We start from the raw sequence: 18,282 nt of genomic DNA, 5'->3' as shown, positions 1-18,282 counted from the left end.
TCTTTGTGTTGTCGATAAGCTTACAGACAAGACTAAACTCGATTAATTAACACAAAAACGGATTGGATTATGTATTTATTACGGAAAATGATATTGGCGGGTTTATTGTTCTCCGCCGGAGTGAATATGTTTGCGCAGGAGTCTGCCTATGCTTATGACGCAAACGGGAATCTGACAAAAGATTTAAATAAGAATATTGTTGATATTCAATATAATTCTTTAAATTTGCCTAGCCGGATAGTCTTTAAAAATGGCGACAACATTTCTCATGTTTACAGTGCTGACGGTAGTAAGCTGCGTACGGTGTGGGTTGCTGACGGAGATACGCTGACGACGGATTATTGCGGGAATGTGATCTATGAAAACGGGGTTCCGGTGCGGTTGATGACCGATGTTGGGTATATAGCTTTGTCGGATACGAGCTATCATTATTTCATCAAAGATCATCAGGGCAATGTGCGTGTCGTTGCGGATGAACATGGTAATGCGGAGGAAGTGAACGATTATTATGCTTTCGGCGGATTGATGTCGACAAGTTCCCGGCAGAGCGTCCAGCCGTATAAGTATAACGGAAAAGAACTGGAGACAGCGTGCGGGGTGAACTGGTATGATTATGGTGCGCGGCGGTATGATCCGGTGTTGGGAAGGTGGAATGGAGTGGATCCTCTGTGCGAAGACTATTATTCAGAGAACCCTTATGGATATTGTGGAAATAATCCGGTTAACTATGTTGATCCGAATGGTCTGATGAAAGTGCTCTATAATCCTGATGGTACTTATAAGGAAACTACACATAATAATTGGTTTCATAATACGTTTATGGGGCGGCAGGAATATATTGATTATGGTGATCGAAAAGTGCATCTTTCCGAATCTGAATTTTGGCAATGGCAGAGGAGTGGAAGTTATGAGAATGTAGGTCCGGTAACAGATTTTGTTAGTAATTTGGAGCTTACCCTGAATGAATCGGCAGCAAATTTTGCCGACGGAGTTGCCAAATATATGGTATCGTCAGCTTATTCATCTATCAATTCTCCGAAAGTATGGTTGACGGGACGTTCTTGGGCAGGAACTTATGCGACGCCCGATGAAAGAGCCGGCGGATTCATTGATGTGGCCACTCAAAGATTGCCCGCCGTTCACTTGTTGAAACAATTGCATCCCGGTTCATGGTATAAGTTTAAATATGCCAATCGGCATATTCCCCCAAGGAGTAGGCGTGTAGTTTACGATGTGGAAATGAGAAAATTTGATGAAAGGATTCGTAATCCGAAAACTTTTGAGAATTTGAATGATGGAATAGATGGTATAATATATATTAATAAGAATAGAGACAACAAATGAGAGGTATAGATTATTTTGGTACTTTGATTATGTGGCTGGCGGTTTTTATCGGCTGGTTGATAAAAGGATGTAAAACCAATCTTTTTAAAGAATGTGCGAAAATAGAAGATTCTACAAAAAGAAATGTGGGAATAATTTTTGCAATATTTCTTATAGGGCCGGTTTTTTTAGGTGAGTGTCGTGGCGGTTAATTTTTCATTTGTTATATCTTTGATATGCAGTTTATTATGTTTTTTATTGGTTGTATGTTAATAGTTTAATACTAGAAAATATGGAAACAAACAAATTCTCTGTCGTAATGTCGGAAAAGGTTGATATGGCGTTAGTTCGAATAGTGGCTTCGGAGCGTGCTGATTATCAGCCTGAAGCTGTAATCGCAGCAGAGGAGGAACTGAAGCGGCGGAATATCACTCCGTCCATGTATCAGGACTATACGAAAGAGGTGGAAAAACTTATCGAAGTGGAAAAGGAGAAAGAGGTCGAGAAGCAGCGTCTTCCTTTATCTGCGTGGGTAAAAGCGATAGCCTTTCTTTTCCCTTTTCCATTGTTGCTTATTATAGGGTTGGCTCTTATATTGTTTGGTTATCAAACATGTGGTAAAGGGCTTTGTAAGTGGACACTTCTCGGATGGTTATTTTATTTTATCCTTCTTATGTTTTGTGAAATATTCCTTTAGATTATGACTTCCGGTATGAATCAACTTTTTGTTTTGATGCATACCGGATTTTTTTGTTTTAGACTTATAATTATTCCTCCGATTTCTTATTGTTATTCAATGCATTACTGGTGGTTAAGAATTTAGTTAAGACACATATTGAAAATCGCTTGTATATGAAATGTAACTATTGTATCTTTGTAGTGTCGATAAGCTTATAGACAAGACTAAACTAAATTTATTAACACAAAAACAAATTTGATTATGCCAGTATTGTATGGTCCATTTCAGTCCGTTCTGAAAGACAAAAACGGAGAACAACTATTCTATCCCCGTGTGTTGCGCACAGGTAATGTAAGTACTTCACAGATCTCTAAAGAGATAGCGGCTTATTCCTCCCTTTCCCCGGGTGATGTGAAGAACACGCTGGACAACCTGGTGACGGTAGTCAGCCAGCATCTTCAATCCTCGGAGAGTGTGACGCTTGACGGTTTCGGAACTTTCCGTCTGGTGATGAAGTCGAACGGTAAAGGTGTGAAAACTGTGGACGACGTGTCTGCCGCCCAAGCTTCACTGACAGTTCGCTTTCTTCCCTGTTCCACCCGTCATTTGGATGGCACTATGGCCACCCGTTCGCTAGTGACAGGCGCCCGGTGTGTCCGTTTCGACCGTGCCGATACCTCTGCTTCCGGTGAAGGAGAGGGTGGCAAGCCCGAAGGCGGCGGTTCCGGCGGTGGGGTGACACCGGATCCGTCAGTGTGATTCTCCGGCACAACACAGATTCAAACGACTAAACTAAACGAAGTATTCTGCTGAACGGCAGGTGCTTAACTGAACTGTAAATTATTCACTGATTATGCGAACTGTCAATTTGTTCGTGGTGCATTGCAGCGCCACGAGGGAGGATTGTACACTCTCCCCGATAGGTATCTGTCATGAAGACGGGCTGAAAGAACACAGAGTAACACAAGTATTTAAAGACACGGAAAGGAGGTAAATTATGGCAATGAAGAAATCAGTATGGGATATGATCCTGAAGGTGGTTATCGCAGTGGCTTCGGCTTTGGCAGGCGTTTTGGGCGCTAATGCGATGAATCTGTAATGAGAGGGATTAATATTTTTTTATAAAAACCAGATGACTGTTATCTAAAATGAATAATAAGACTATTATTTTAATAATTGCGCTGCTCACTTGTGTGGGCAGCGTATATAGCCAGGGCACCTCGCCGGCTTTGGCTGATACGGAAGGAAAATACAAATATAATTATGTTCCTGTGTCTCCGGTATCGGAGGAGTTGATGAAGCATATTATGTGTCCTGTTAATTATAATACAGGCAAAGTTGAACTTAGTATCCCGATATATGAGATACGTACAAGAGATTTCACGCTGCCTTTACGATTGCAATATGACAGCGGAGGCATCAAGGTCAGTGCGGGAAACGGCGTGGCAGGCTTGGGCTGGAACGTGGATTTCGGTCCCACCGTAACCCGGAGTATTCAAGGAAATCCTGATGAAGAAGGGTATTTGATCTATAACCCGGACTTTGGCAGTTGGGACACTTCTTATATGCATAAGATGACCGAAGGTATGGCGCACGAACAACCGGATGTGTTTTTTTATAGTACATTTGATGCTCAGGGGAATTTCGTGTTCCGGCGTCCTGAGAAATCCTCGGAAAGCGGCTCGCATATACCGGTTTATTTACCGTTGACTTCTGATAAGGTGGAAACGTCAGACATACGTTCGGGATTTCAGGTGACGGACGGTTCCGGTAATATTTACCGTTTTAAGGAAGCCGAATACTCTAATACGGGAAAGATTACAGGCTGGAAACTAACGGATGTCACCAGTCTGAAACAGGACAGGCTTTCTTTTTCGTATGTCACACAGAAGCTCACTTATGCAGATAGTTATGACTATTATGCAGTGGAGGATATGGGTGAAAGTTACCGTAACGGATATTGGCAGGGAGTGGATGGAAAACTGAAGTTTTTCCGGATGAACGGGTATGCTTTGCATAATGATTCTCTTTGGGCCGATTTTACGGTCGAAAACGTTGGCCAGTATGATAACCGGCCTTACAATTCGGTTGATGCAAAATATCCCAAAGAAATCACGTACGCTAATGGAAAAGTCGTTTTTGATTATTCCTCTTCTCTTCTGAAAACCGTGCATATTTATGAAAATGGGGCGGAAATCCAACGTGTCACATTGAATTATAAGCAACTGCGGTTCATGGGACGCAGCCTGCTTACTGAGGTCAATTTTACAGAACTGGTCAATAATCAAAGCCGTAGTTATACAATGTCATATAATGACTACGTGGATGACTATTCACCGACGCAGACCAAAGCAGTGGATAAATTCGGATATTATAACGGACGGACCGGTAATACCGATCTTGTAGAAAGACAATTGGTGGAGTTTGGAATGCCTTACGATGGCGACCGGGGTGTATGTTATGCTTATATTGGAGGTGCGGACCGTACACCGGACATTTTATTCGCCCAGGTTTATTCGTTGCAGTCTATTAAATATCCGACAGGTGCAAGAGAGGAATTAGTGTATGAGCTCAATACATATCCCGATACAGATGAATATGGGAATGCAATTTCATCTTATGCCGGTGGTTTGCGAATTTATTCTATCCAATGCCGTGATGTGGAAGGTACGCTGAAGAATGAACGTCGTTTCTTGTATGAGAAAGACGGTATTCCGACAGGTTATGCTCCTCAAGTGACTTTTGTCGATGAGATGGAGAAACTTTATTTGCGTACCTACTCTCGTACCAGCATGCGTTATCGTTTGTATTCATCCCTGCCGGTGGCCGATGCCGGTGCTGCAGCGGGAGTCTCTGTCCTATATCCTAATGTGAGTGTTGTGGAGAAAGATGATTATGGAAAAACGGTATCTCGTGAAGACTATGAATACAATACGAATTTCTATTTTCCAAGTATAATAAATGGTATGGTGCATGATGAGGTGTCCCATTATAAGAAGGGCAAACTGGTCAGGAGAACGGATTATGATGTAGATACGGAGCAGCCTGTGCATGATGAGGAGCATACATATACTGAAATATCTTTGAACAATAATACTCCTGTGGTGGCGGGACGTGAAGTGCGGCGTGCCAATCTGGTTGTTGCAGAACAGTCCGGTGTGGAAACGGACGATGACCTTTATTATCGTGAGTACAGGTATAGCATTGGCAGGGGGAATACGCGTGTGGAAAACCAGCTCACTGTGAATACGGATTATTATGCTGGTAAGTTGGTCAGTGATACGGTTGTCCGGACTTATGGCTCTACGGACTGGGATATACGATCCGGGCTTCCGGTGAGGGAGATTTATAAGTATAGCGATGGAAAGAAAAAGAAATGTGATTATACTTATCCATATCATGTTAATGATGCCGTTGGAAGGGCGATGACGGCTGCCAATGATATATTGAGACCTGCCCATATAGGAGAATCTGTGGAAGGTCCTGAAGGCTATATGGATGATTCCTTTACCAGTTTCGACTATACTCTGGATCCCGGCTCCGGTTCGGCCTTGCTGGACGAGGTGAGCGTCTGGAAGCATGAGGGGCTCTTTTCAATGAGTGAATCTTATCCTGTACACGATGCTTATGGCAATGTTTGTGAGATCCGCCGTGCGGATGCTCCTGTGGTCGCATTGCTCTGGGGATACAACTACAGTCGTCCGGTGGCTATTGTGGAAGGGGCGTCATATCAGGAAGTCGTTTCCGGGCTGCGCGTGAGTGTGGAGTCTCTTCAAAACCTTGACGGCAGTGCCCTTGAAAATGTATTGCTTCCGTTGCGTAATGCTTTCCCCGCCCCTTGCCGGGTGACCGTTTATAGATATGCTCCGCAACGGGGAGTTGTCTATATGAATGAACCTAACGGGAATGTAACTACATACAGCTATGACGGCTTCGGGAGACTGACGGAAATCCGTGATAAGGACGGCGCTGTGCTGGAGTATAATGAGTATAAGAAATGAATAAGAAACTGTTAAAAGGAAAAATTATGAATATAAAAAGAATCATTGTTCTTGTATTGATAAGTGCAAGCTCCGGTCTTCTTTGCGCTCAGAGGAAGACTGTGAACATGAGTGACCGTTATGGCATACTTACGGTAACTCCGCTTGACAAATATACGGGAGCAGCCTCGCTGTTGAAAACGAACGGTGTGCGCTCCCTGACTGATGTGTCCTATGGGGATGGTTTTGGCGGTGTTTCTCAGAAGATACACGTCGGAATAACCCCGCAGGGCAAAGACCTGACTGAAAGTTATGAGTATAACTCATTGGGAAATTTACAGTCCCGTACTCTTCCGGTTCCTGTGTTGTCGGAAGGGGCTTCCGGGAACTATAAGCAAATATTAAAGTCGGCACAGGAGTATTACGGGCACAGCAACGTCTGTTCACGTTTCGCGTATGAGGCTTCCCACCGTAGTTTACTGTTAAAAGAGTTTGGTGTTGGTGATGAATGGACCGGTAAAGCCGTATCCAAAAAATATAGCTGTAATCTTGAGAGTATACCCGTCCAACGTTGCAAGCGTTATCTGGTATCCGACGGCGGCGAGCTGGTAGAGAGCGATAGTCCCTATGCAGACGGTAGCCTTCGCGGCATACGCAGCGAGGACGAAGATGGCAACATGCATTGGGAATTTTATAATAGTGAAAATCAGTTGGTCCTTTCACGCATTCTGGATGGTGATACATTTTTTGATACTTATTTTGTCTACGATGAGTATGGCAATCTGGTGTTTGTGCTTCCTCCGGGTTACCAGGATCATCCGGATCTGGATCTTTATGCTTACATATATCGTTATGACTATCTGGATCGTCTTGTTTATAAGAAGCTTCCCGGTTGCGCCCCTTCTTACCTGGTTTATGACGCGGCACACCGTTTGGTTTTCTCTCAGGATGGCTGTCAGCGTAATGATTCTCTTTGGTCATTCTTTGTTTATGATGTCTATGGGCGTGTCGTTGTGGAGGGCGAATGTAGCAACAGCGATAAACATGTTCGGACTGCCGGTGAGACAGTTGTTTTAGGTACTCTTATGGAAGGCGACACCGGCCTGGCGTACAGTGGTTATCAGAGCTCTTTTGATCTGGTTGATCCTTGTGTATATGTGGTGAACTACTATGATACGTATGATTTTAGAACACGAAACGGCTTTTCTGCATATAATTTTCCGGAAGGAACTGTGAGTGCGACCGGTAATCTTACGGGTAGCATACTTTGTACGCATGGCTCTTCGGGATTCATTTATTCTGCGGACTATTATGACATCAATAAGCGGATAGTGAAAAGCCTGTCAAGCCGTGTCAATGGAGGCATGGATACATACGCCACTGAGTACTCCTTTCAAGGACGTCCTCTGTCCGTCCTTCACACCCATACGGATAGTTCCGGGTATTCATTGACGGAACGTTATACCTATACTTATGACCATTCGTCACGCCTGACACGAGTGAGCCACCAATACGATAACAATCCTTCCGTCTTGCTTTTGGAACACGCTTATGACGAGTTGGGCCGATTGCAGACAGACAAACTGGATAACGGTATTTATGCAACAGACTATGCCTACAATATCCGTAACTGGCTGACCGGTATTGAAGGCGGTAAGTTTAGCCAGTCTTTGCATTATACCGACGGTTTGGGAGTCCCTTGTTATAATGGTAATATCAGCAGTATGACTTGGAAAAGTGGAGCCGGGGCCACTCCCCGCGGTTATAAATTCAGTTATGACCGTCTGGGTCGCCTGACTGATGCGGAATATGGTGAAGGGCCGAGCTTTTCTGTAAATACCAACCGTTTTAATGAGCAGGTGACGGGCTATGATAAAATGGGTAATATCTTGGGTCTGAAGCGCTACGGGCAGACTTCAGCGACGGGTTATGATGTGATTGATGATCTTTCTTTGAGTTATGCCGGTAACCGGTTAAAGAAGGTGACAGACCGTTCAACCACCCCTGCCTTCAATAACGGCTTCGAGTTCAAGGACGGCATTGATTTGCCCACAGAATATGAATATGATGAAAACGGCAACCTGACTAAAGATTTAAACAAAAATATAACTGCTATTCAGTATAATTGTTTAAATTTGCCTAGTCGTGTAATGTTTGCGAATGGTGACAGTATATCTTATCTTTATGATGCTGCGGGCAGGAAACTCCGTACCGTGCACGTTCTGGAAGGAGACAGTGTTACAACGGATTACTGCGGCAATGTGGTCTATGAAAATGGAGTACCTCAGATTCTATTGACAGAAGTCGGTTATGTGTCCCTTACTGACGGTAAGTATCATTATTATTTGAAAGATCATCAGGGTAATAATCGTGTGGTTGTAGATGAGGAGGGAACGGTTGAGGAAGTGAATCATTATTATCCGTTTGGAGGTGTGTTTTCTTCTACCGGAGATGCTCAGCCTTATAAGTATAATGGCAAGGAGTTGGATCGTAAAGGTGGGTTGGACTGGTATGATTATGGAGCGAGGATGTATGATGCTGCATTAGGGAGATTTATGAAAACTGATAGATTTTCAGAGAAGTATGTTTCTTTATCACCTTATCAATATGGCGCAAATAATCCGGTGAATAATATTGATGTGAATGGAGATAGTATTACAGTTTTAAATTATGGTTATATAAGGAAACAACATATGGCTATTTTGATTCAAAATGATGCAGGTGAATGGCAATATTTTTCAGTGAATGGAGATAATGTTTATGTCTCTGGTGAGTTTTCTGGAGGGCGAAAATTTAACGACATAGCAGTGGGAGAATTTGATAGTCCTCAAGAATTTTTAAATAGTCCATATAATTCCTATGGTGCTTCTGATGATATGTCTATAAATACGTATGGTTTTTCTGAAGGCTATATGATTCCGACATCGAAAGAGCAAGATGATATTATAAGGGATACCTTTATAAGTATTAGTAAGAATGAGTCATATGATTTTTTAGGAAATAATTGCTCCACAGTGGTACAAAAATCTTTGGAAGCAGCCGGTATAATAACTTTTACTCAAAAGAGTACTAGGCATAGGATTCCAAGTAGCCATTATTTAGGAGAATCATCTTTTATTGCTACTATTTCTACCTCTAGACCCGTTATTCCTAGTGTTTCATTTAGAGCAATTATAAAAAATAATCCACAAGGTAAAATGATTTATAGATAATATATTATGAAAAGAATAAAATGGACTCCTGTATTATTGTTATTTCCTATATCAATAATAATATTTATAATTGATATGCGTTCTGAAGCATGGACACCATTTAGTCTTTTTTTCATTATTGGATTTATATTGATGATGTGTTTATTACTTTTGATAGACCGTTTTTTTATTATCTGGTTTAAACAAAAAAGTGTTTGGATCGTAGAAATAGTATTAATAATACTTGTACTTATTTATGTTTTTAAGGAAAGTACTTTATTCTGATGTATAGGCTATTATTTTGAATACTAATGACTCCTTAGTTAAAAATACAATATAAAGCAGTTAATATGCCAAATAAGGACAATGGAACTACCGGATGGGTAGTTCCTGTAACAGGAGGATTCTGCTGTTGATAATGTAAAAAGAGAACTTTTGTAAGTTGGAGGATATGTTTCTCATGGTAGATTAGACATTTATTATTTTATGTAAAAGATGTATGTGAAATTAATAAATGAAGGTTCTGTTGCGTATCAATCAGTTCCTTCATCAAAATTTAGTAGCAATATCTATAAATTGGAAGGATCTGATATATATGATATTGAAGATGAAATATGGGAATTTTTACCAGCTATTTTAGTACTTACTAAAAGGAAAGAGCTGGAAGGAAAATTAGTTTTGGTTGCAGTGGAGGAAATTTGACTCTAATAGGATTATTTTTACCCTGGTACAAGTTGATTGACTATCAATTTGTATCAGGGTATTTTATTCATAACTCTTATGGGAAAAAGTATATTTGTTTTTTAAGTTAGATGAAAATAATACAATGGAAGGATATAGTTATGTTTATTGAATATGAAGTTTTGACCTGTAATGACAACTAATTAAAAGGTGAGAGACCATTCAACTACGCCTGCTTTAATAACGGCTTCGAGTTCAAGGACGGTGTTGACTTGTCAACCGAATATGAATATGATGAAAACGGCAACCTGACTAAAGATTTAAACAAAAATATAACTGCTATTCAGTATAATTGTTTAAATTTGCCTAGTCGTGTAATGTTTGCGAATGGTAACAGTATATCTTATCTTTATGATGCTGCGGGTAGGAAACTCCGTACCGTGCACTTTCTGGAAGGAGACAGTGTTACAACGGATTACTGCGGCAATGTGGTCTATGAAAATGGAGTACCTCAGATTCTATTGACGGAAGTCGGTTATGTGTCCCTTACTGACGGTAAGTATCATTATTATTTGAAAGATCATCAGGGTAATAATCGTGTGGTTGTTGCTGAACATGGCAACGCGGAGGAAGTGAACGATTATTATGCTTTCGGCGGATTGATGTCAACAAGTTCCCGGCAGAGCGTCCAGCCTTATAAGTATAATGGCAAGGAGCTGGATAGTAAAGGTGGGTTGGACTGGTATGATTATGGAGCGAGGATGTATGATGCTGCATTAGGGAGATTTATGAAAACTGATAGATTTTCAGAGAAGTATGTTTCTTTATCACCTTATCAATATGGTGCAAATAATCCGGTGAATAATATTGATGTGAATGGAGATAGTATTTGGTATACTCGGAATGGTGATATTGTCACTATGCATGTAACTGCAAAGATATTTAATAATTCAAGTGATAATATAAATATGGCTAGAGCTGCCAAAGATATAGTTTCTGATATAAAAAGTACTTATGAAGGAAAATTTGAATGGAGCGATAATAAAACTTACAATTTAAAGGTTGATATGGATCTTAAAGTTGCAACTTCTATGAAAGATGTCGAAAACTCTGATCATTTATTTGTATTAGCAGATAGCGATAGTAAAGGAGCGCGTGGAGCAACAAGTATGTTAGGTGGAAAGGTTATGACTTTGGCTTCAAGCGATTTTGCTAATAATAATTGGTTGTCGAATAATTTGTCTTATAATAAAACTTTTACAGCTACTCATGAGTTTGGGCATGCAATTGGATTATCACATTCGCAGAATCCATTTAATATAATGAAGCAGGGAGGAGTTGTTCACAACAGCAATAGCAACCAAAGAGTTATCATGTTGCAGCAACAAAATAATCTAAATAATAATCTTGTTGTCGATATATATAATTTAGGTCTTAAATGGCGATAATATAGATGAAATTATGAAAGGAAAAAAAATAATAATAACGATAGGAATAATATTATGTGTGTGTTGTGTGTGTTTTACATCCAGAACTGCGTTAATATTTGTAGGTAACTCTTATGAAAATAGCAAAGAAATTAATGTTACTATTTCGGTGGATGATAAGGTATTATATAATGGCTTTTTAAAAGCTTATGAGATTCCAATGCTGTTGGAAAAGAAGAAAATGAGGGTCGGCTTTTACAAGGTTTCTGCGAAATGTAATAATATCCAAGTGCAGCATAGATTCTTTTATTTTTTTCAGAAAACTATTTGGATTGATTTTGATTTTGCAACTAATGACATATTATTAGTTTCGAAATTTTATAAACAAATACCATTATAATTTTATGTTATCTGTCTTATCGTAATATAAAGTTAATAAAACAGTCTTGCTCTGATATATAAGTTGTCTAAACTAAATCAGCATATTAGAGCAAGATTATTTTGTATGATGCAGCTATTGGATGTTGGTATGTAGTAGATCCGGAGTCTGAGAGATATCATTTGTTAAATCCTAACAATTACTGTGTGAATCTCTAGAGAAGGGCGGGTTAGTACAAATAGTAAGATGCCCTTTTATATTTCAAAAAGCTAGTATAATCTAACTGATATTTTATTTTTTTTCTTCTCCATAGCCTATTTCTATATGCAATTCTCCCCTTTTTCTTTCTTTTTTCTCATAAGAAAGAATATATTTGTACCTAAGTTAAATGAAAACCAGCGTATGATATGATAACAACCCAGTTGCTTCGCCCTGAAAGTATTGTTGTAGTAGGGGCTTCGAATAATGTACATAAGCCGGGTGGCGCAATATTAAAGAACTTGATAAACGGAGGTTATCAGGGAGAACTTCGGGCGGTAAACCCGAAGGAGAAGGAAGTACAAGGAGTTCCCGCCTTTGCAGATGTGAAAGATCTTCCTGATACGGATTTGGCAGTATTGGCTGTGCCTGCCGCACTGTGTCCCGATATTGTGGAAACATTGGCTGGTACAAAACAAACTCGGGCATTTATCATACTCTCTGCCGGATTTGGAGAGGAAACGCATGAAGGGGCGCTATTGGAAGAACGTATCCTGGAAACTGTGAATAAATACGGCGCTTCGCTGATTGGACCTAATTGTATCGGTTTGATGAATACCTGGCATCATAGCGTGTTCAGCCAACCTATCCCTAACCTGAACCTGAAAGGAGTTGATCTAATCTCCAGTTCCGGTGCAACAGCGGTGTTTATTCTGGAAAGTGCGGTGACGAAAGGATTGCAATTTAATTCTGTCTGGTCGGTAGGTAATGCCAAACAGATCGGTGTAGAAGATGTCTTGCAATTTATGGACGAGAACTTTGATCCCGAGAAAGATTCACATCTGAAATTGCTTTATATTGAAAGTATTCAGAACCCGGACAGATTATTGTTTCATGCTTCCTCTTTGATAAGAAAAGGATGTAAGATTGCTGCTATCAAGGCCGGAAGTTCGGAGAGCGGAAGCCGTGCGGCATCTTCTCATACGGGAGCGATTGCAAGTTCCGACTCAGCGGTAGAGGCGTTGTTCCGTAAAGCAGGAATTGTGCGTTGTTTCTCTCGTGAGGAACTGACGACCGTAGGTTGTGTATTTACTTTACCCGAATTGAAAGGAAAGAATTTTGCCATTATCACTCATGCCGGAGGACCGGGGGTAATGTTGACAGATGCGTTGAGTAAAGGCGGTTTGAACGTACCGAAGCTCGAAGGCGAATTGGCGGAAGAACTGAAAGCTCAACTTTTTCCCGGTGCTGCCGTTGGAAATCCGATAGATATTCTGGCTACCGGGACACCAGAGCATTTGCGTCTCTGCATTGATTACTGTGAAGAAAAGCTTGAAAACATAGATGCCATGATGGCTATCTTCGGAACTCCGGGATTGGTTACTATGTTTGAAATGTATGATGTGCTTCACGAAAAGATGCAAACTTGCAAGAAACCGATTTTCCCGATTCTTCCTTCTATCAATACTGCCGGAGCTGAAGTTGCAGCGTTTCTTGCTAAAGGGCACGTGAACTTTGCCGATGAAGTAACACTCGGGACGGCCCTTTCGCGTATCGTTAATGCTCCTAAACCGGCTGTTCCTGAAATAGAATTGTTTGGAGTGGATGTCCCGAGGATTCGTCGTATTATTGATTCGATTCCGGAAGACGGATATATCGAGCCTCATTATGTACAGGCATTGCTCCATGCGGCAGGTATCCCGTTGGTAGACGAATTTGTTTCGGATAATAAGGAAGAGATCGTAGCCTTCGCCCGCCGATGTGGATTCCCCGTAGTGGCTAAGGTTGTCGGTCCGGTGCATAAATCGGATGTCGGCGGAGTGGTGCTGAATATTAAAAGCGAGCAACACTTGGCGCTGGAATTTGACCGGATGATGCAGATCCCTGATGCCAGGTCGATAATGGTGCAGCCTATGCTGAAAGGGACAGAACTGTTCATTGGTGCGAAATATGAGGAGAAGTTCGGCCATGTAGTGCTTTGCGGTTTAGGGGGTATTTTTGTGGAAGTGCTCAAAGATGTATCTTCCGGTTTGGCTCCGCTTTCTTATGAGGAGGCTTATTCGATGATTCACTCATTGCGCGCCTATAAAATCATCCAGGGAACGCGAGGCCAGAAGGGAGTAAACGAGGATAAATTTGCTGAAATTATTGTCCGTTTGTCTACCTTGCTCCGGTTTGCAACGGAAATCAAAGAAATGGATATCAATCCGCTTCTCGCAACGGAAAAGGCTGTTGTGGCCGTAGATGCACGTATTAAAATAGAGAAATAAGACTATTTTTTCATTCATTGGGACGTATCTTCTATTTTTCGATTGTTATTTCACCTACATTTGGTAAGTTGAATAAAAGAAGTGTTATAAACCGAATATATGAAAAAAATTATAATAACGTTTATTTCTTTAATAATTGGAATTCTTAGCCGTGCACAAACGGTTAATGAACATTATTATTTTAAGAATCTTAGTAGCCAGAATGGGTTGTCACAAAACACAGTCAGTGCTATCTTGCAGGACTCGAAAGGTTTTATGTGGTTTGGTACGAAAGATGGATTAGATCGATATGATGGGGTATCTTTCCGGCATTTTAAGTACGATAGAAACAATCCGAGAAGTCTGGGCAATAATTTTGTGACTTCTCTTTATGAAGATATCGAAGGTAATATCTGGGTAGGGACTGATGTGGGAGTCTATATCTATTATCCGGAGAAAGATACTTTTCGTCATTTTGTAGAACAGAGTGACAAAAACACAAGGGTGGAACGAGCCGTTGCTATGATTTCAGGAGACAGTCAGGGAAGGGTATGGATAGCTGCAGAGGCGCAAAACTTGTTTTGTTATGATTTGAAAAAGCAAACCTTGAGAAACTATATTCTGACCGATCATCCATTGGTCTCTACCAATGTGAAATGCCTGACGGTTGATAATAGTGGTACTATCTGGATTGGCTTCTACGGTGACGGATTGTTTTATTCGAAAGATGAGTTGAAAACTCTTCATCCTTATATATCACCTATTGATAATGAGGAAACTTATAATAATGACGTTGTGAGCGAAATACTCCCGGGAGCATACAATTGTTTATATATTGGTTCTTTAAAAGGAGGAGTGAAAGAATTGAATCTGACTTCGGGTAAATTACGGGATTTGTTGTTGAAAGATGAAGATAATGAATCCATCTATTGTCGGACATTACTTTTTGCTACGGATAATGAGTTATGGATAGGTACAGAAAGCGGAGCTTATATTTATAATCTCCGTACGGGGAAGTATACGCACTTGCGTAGTTCTGAGTATGATCCCTATTCTTTGTCTGATAATGCAATTTATTCTTTTTGCAAAGACCGTGAAGATGGTATATGGATCGGTTCGTATTTTGGCGGAGTAAACTATTATCCGCGCTCGTATACCCATTTTGAGAAATATTATCCGAAAGGAGAGGAAAATAGTCTGCATGGTAAGCGGGTACGTGAATTTTGTCGTGATAACTATGGTGTGTTATGGATTGGTACGGAAGATGGCGGGTTGAACCGTTTTAATTTGAATACAAAAGAATTTTCTTTTTTTGCTCCTAGTGCGGGATTTACCAATATACATGGGTTATGTTTAGTGGACGATAAACTTTGGGTTGGCACATTCTCTAAAGGATTGAAGATTATAGATACCCGTACAGGGACTGTTTTGAAGACATATCAGAAGAACAGCTCTCCCCGTTCTTTGATTGATAATAGTATTTTTGCAATTTGTAGAACCGCTACAGGTGACATCTACTTAGGAACGATGTTCGGACTGGTCAAATATAATAAGCAATCGGACGATTTTGACCGTATACCGGAATTGAATGGGAAGTTTGTATATGATATAAAGGAAGATTCCGGTGGTAATATCTGGTTGGCAACTTATGCTAATGGTGCTTATTGTTATAATGTGAACGATCGGAAATGGAAAAACTATGTGCATGATGAAAAAGATACCACAAGTCTTTCATATAATAAGGTTTCTAGTATTTTTGAAGATTCCTATCACCGGATTTGGTTAACAACTCAGGGAGGAGGTTTTTGCTTATTTCATCCGGAGTCAGAGACGTTTACTAGTTATAACTCAACTGACGGACTACCTAGCGATGTTGTTTATCAGATTGTAGAGGATAAAGATGGACAGCTGTGGCTAACAACTAACAATGGACTTGTCTATTTTCAGCCAAAAACTGAAACGATGAAAGTATACACTACTGCCAATGGTCTGTTGGGTGATCAGTTTAACTATCGGTCCAGTTTTGAAGATGAAAATGGAATGATTTATTTTGGTGGAATTGATGGTTTTATAGCTTTTAATCCTAAAAGCTTCTCGGAGAATAAGAATCTTCCCACAGTAGTGATTACAGATTTCTTGCTGTTTAATAAAGAAGTGTATGCAGATGAACCTAATTCGCCTTTGGAAAAGAATATCACTTTTTCTGATAAGATAGTACTCCGGGCTGATCAGAATTCATTTTCTTTCCGCATCTCGGCTCTTGGTTATCAAGCTCCCGGAATGAATAAACTGATGTATAAATTGGAAGGGTTTGATAATGAGTGGTTATCTATCGGTGAGAGTCCGTTGATAACCTATGCTAATCTGCGTTATGGTGATTATATATTTCGGGTGAAAGCTGCAAATGACAATGGCGTTTGGAATAATAATGAAATCTCGTTGAGCATCCGGATTTTACCTCCTTTCTATCTGTCAATTTGGGCTTATTGCATTTATATACTTTTGATTATTGGATGTTCCGTTTATTTGATTCTTTATTTAAAACGCCGTAGTAATAGAAAACATCATCGGCAAATGGAGAAATTTGAGCAGGAGAAGGAACGTGAAATATATTATGCGAAAATAGATTTCTTTACGAATGTAGCTCATGAGATACGTACTCCTTTGACGTTGATTAATGGTCCTCTGGAGAATATTCTTCTGAAAAAGACGGTGGATCCTGAGATACGGGAGGATTTGAATATCATGAAACAGAATACGGAACGGTTGTTAAGTTTGACGAACCAGTTGCTGGATTTCCGTAAAACAGAGAGTCAGGGATTCCGCTTGAACTTTGCCGAGTGTAATGTTACTGAGGTACTGAAAGAAACTTATAACCGTTTTACATCTTTGGCGAGACAGAGAGAACTGGACTTTGTATTGAATGTAGCCGAACAGGACTTCTATGCACATGTCAATAAGGAAGCATTTACTAAGATTGTTAGTAATTTGTTGAATAATGCTGTGAAATATGCAGAAACATATGTACATGTGTTTTTGGAAATGAACGGGATAGGAGAAAAGAGGATGTTTTATATTCGTACAGTGAATGATGGCGTTATCATCCCGAATGAAATGAAAGAGGAAATCTTTAAACCTTTTGTCCGTTTCAATGAAAAAGAAGATGGTAAAGTTACCACAGGAACAGGAATCGGATTAGCTCTCTCACGTTCATTAGCTGAATTACATCAGGGAAGTTTGATGATGTTGGAAGGTGAAGAGGCAAATGTGTTCTGTCTGTCGCTTCCTGTGGAACAGGATAGTGTAATAAAGCTGACTTCGGAATATAAATCCGTAGAAGAGGAGAATGTGGTGGAACGGCGGACGGAACTAGCGGACAGCAGGGGAGACAAACCGGTAGTGTTGGTAGCGGATGATAATCCGGATATGTTGTCTTTCATTGTTCGTCAGTTGGAAAGTAATTATGTCGTTGTGACTGCCAATGATGGTGTGGAAGCATTGAAAGTATTGGATAATCAGGAGGTTTCATTAGTGGTAAGTGATGTTGTTATGCCTCGTATGGATGGATTTGAATTGTGCAAGTTGATAAAGTCTAAATTGGATTATAGTCATATTCCGGTGATTTTGCTTACTGCTAAAACGAATATTCAATCAAAGATAGAAGGGTTGGAATTAGGGGCAGATGCATATATTGAAAAACCTTTTTCTGTTGGGTATTTACAGGCTTGCATCGCCAATCTGATCAATAGTCGTGAAAAGTTGCGGCAAGCTTTTGCCCAATCTCCTTTTGTTGCAGCTAATACGATGGCTTTGACAAAAGCTGATGAGGAGTTTATGAAAAAGCTGAATGAAATCATTCAGAATAATTTGCATAATCCGGATTTTAGTATGGATGATATAGTAGACTCTTTAAATATGAGTCGTTCTAATTTCTATAGGAAAATTAAAGGTGTACTTGATTTAAGTCCGAATGAATATCTACGGTTGGAAAGATTGAAACGGGCTGCTCAGTTATTGAAAGAGGGAAATGGGCGGGTAAATGAAATTTGTTATATGGTAGGCTTTAATTCTCCTTCCTATTTCTCTAAATGTTTTCAAAAGCAATTTGGTGTACTCCCTAAGGAGTTTGCCGGTTAAGTTTATTATTTGGTTCTCACAAAAGTATTGGTGTTGTA

Annotated in this window: 11 protein-coding genes and 1 pseudogene; all 12 read left to right on the top strand. The window is 40.2% G+C overall.

Features of this window, described 5'->3' with window-relative positions; genetic code table 11:
* Window positions 1-69: 69 nt before the first annotated feature.
* Window positions 70-1,344: an RHS repeat domain-containing protein gene (locus CGC64_RS19285; protein WP_005681939.1), complete on the top strand. Its 1,275-nt coding sequence runs from the start codon at window positions 70-72 to the stop codon at window positions 1,342-1,344.
* Window positions 1,341-1,535, top strand: a complete 195-nt coding sequence (locus CGC64_RS02790; protein WP_005676614.1) for a hypothetical protein — start codon at window positions 1,341-1,343, stop codon at window positions 1,533-1,535. Before CGC64_RS19285 ends, CGC64_RS02790 begins: the two co-directional genes overlap by 4 nt.
* 80 nt (window positions 1,536-1,615) lie before the next feature.
* A complete protein-coding gene (locus tag CGC64_RS02785) occupies window positions 1,616-2,020 on the top strand; it encodes a hypothetical protein (protein WP_005676613.1) in 405 nt (134 codons plus the stop codon).
* A gap of 243 nt (window positions 2,021-2,263) precedes the next feature.
* The gene (locus CGC64_RS02780) at window positions 2,264-2,761 is read left to right on the top strand and encodes an HU family DNA-binding protein (protein WP_005676612.1); all 498 of its coding nucleotides are present in this window, start codon (window positions 2,264-2,266) and stop codon (window positions 2,759-2,761) included.
* 244 nt (window positions 2,762-3,005) lie between these two features.
* A complete protein-coding gene (locus tag CGC64_RS18760; protein ID WP_005681936.1) occupies window positions 3,006-3,101 on the top strand; it encodes a smalltalk protein in 96 nt (31 codons plus the stop codon).
* Window positions 3,102-3,150: 49 nt separating this feature from the next.
* Window positions 3,151-6,003: an RHS repeat protein gene (locus tag CGC64_RS02775; protein ID WP_005676609.1), complete on the top strand. Its 2,853-nt coding sequence runs from the start codon at window positions 3,151-3,153 to the stop codon at window positions 6,001-6,003.
* A 26-nt stretch (window positions 6,004-6,029) separates the two neighbouring features.
* A complete protein-coding gene (locus CGC64_RS02770; protein ID WP_236588796.1) occupies window positions 6,030-9,194 on the top strand; it encodes an RHS repeat-associated core domain-containing protein in 3,165 nt (1,054 codons plus the stop codon).
* A gap of 474 nt (window positions 9,195-9,668) precedes the next feature.
* Entirely contained in the window at window positions 9,669-9,875 is a 207-nt protein-coding gene (locus tag CGC64_RS02760) for a hypothetical protein (RefSeq protein WP_005675194.1), read from the top strand.
* Between the two features lie 215 nt (window positions 9,876-10,090).
* Window positions 10,091-11,302, top strand: a pseudogene (locus CGC64_RS02755) (RHS repeat-associated core domain-containing protein); the annotation flags it as partial.
* A 13-nt stretch (window positions 11,303-11,315) separates the two neighbouring features.
* Window positions 11,316-11,681, top strand: a complete 366-nt coding sequence (locus tag CGC64_RS02750; protein WP_005675196.1) for a hypothetical protein — start codon at window positions 11,316-11,318, stop codon at window positions 11,679-11,681.
* 386 nt (window positions 11,682-12,067) lie between these two features.
* The gene (locus CGC64_RS02745) at window positions 12,068-14,128 is read left to right on the top strand and encodes an acetate--CoA ligase family protein (RefSeq protein ID WP_005675197.1); all 2,061 of its coding nucleotides are present in this window, start codon (window positions 12,068-12,070) and stop codon (window positions 14,126-14,128) included.
* A 99-nt stretch (window positions 14,129-14,227) separates the two neighbouring features.
* Entirely contained in the window at window positions 14,228-18,244 is a 4,017-nt protein-coding gene (locus CGC64_RS02740) for a hybrid sensor histidine kinase/response regulator transcription factor (protein WP_005675198.1), read from the top strand.
* Window positions 18,245-18,282 lie beyond the last annotated feature (38 nt).

The sequence above is a fragment of the Bacteroides caccae genome, from assembly GCF_002222615.2.
Classification (GTDB): Bacteria; Bacteroidota; Bacteroidia; order Bacteroidales; family Bacteroidaceae; genus Bacteroides; species Bacteroides caccae.
This window is presented reverse-complemented; position numbering and strand designations above follow the sequence as displayed.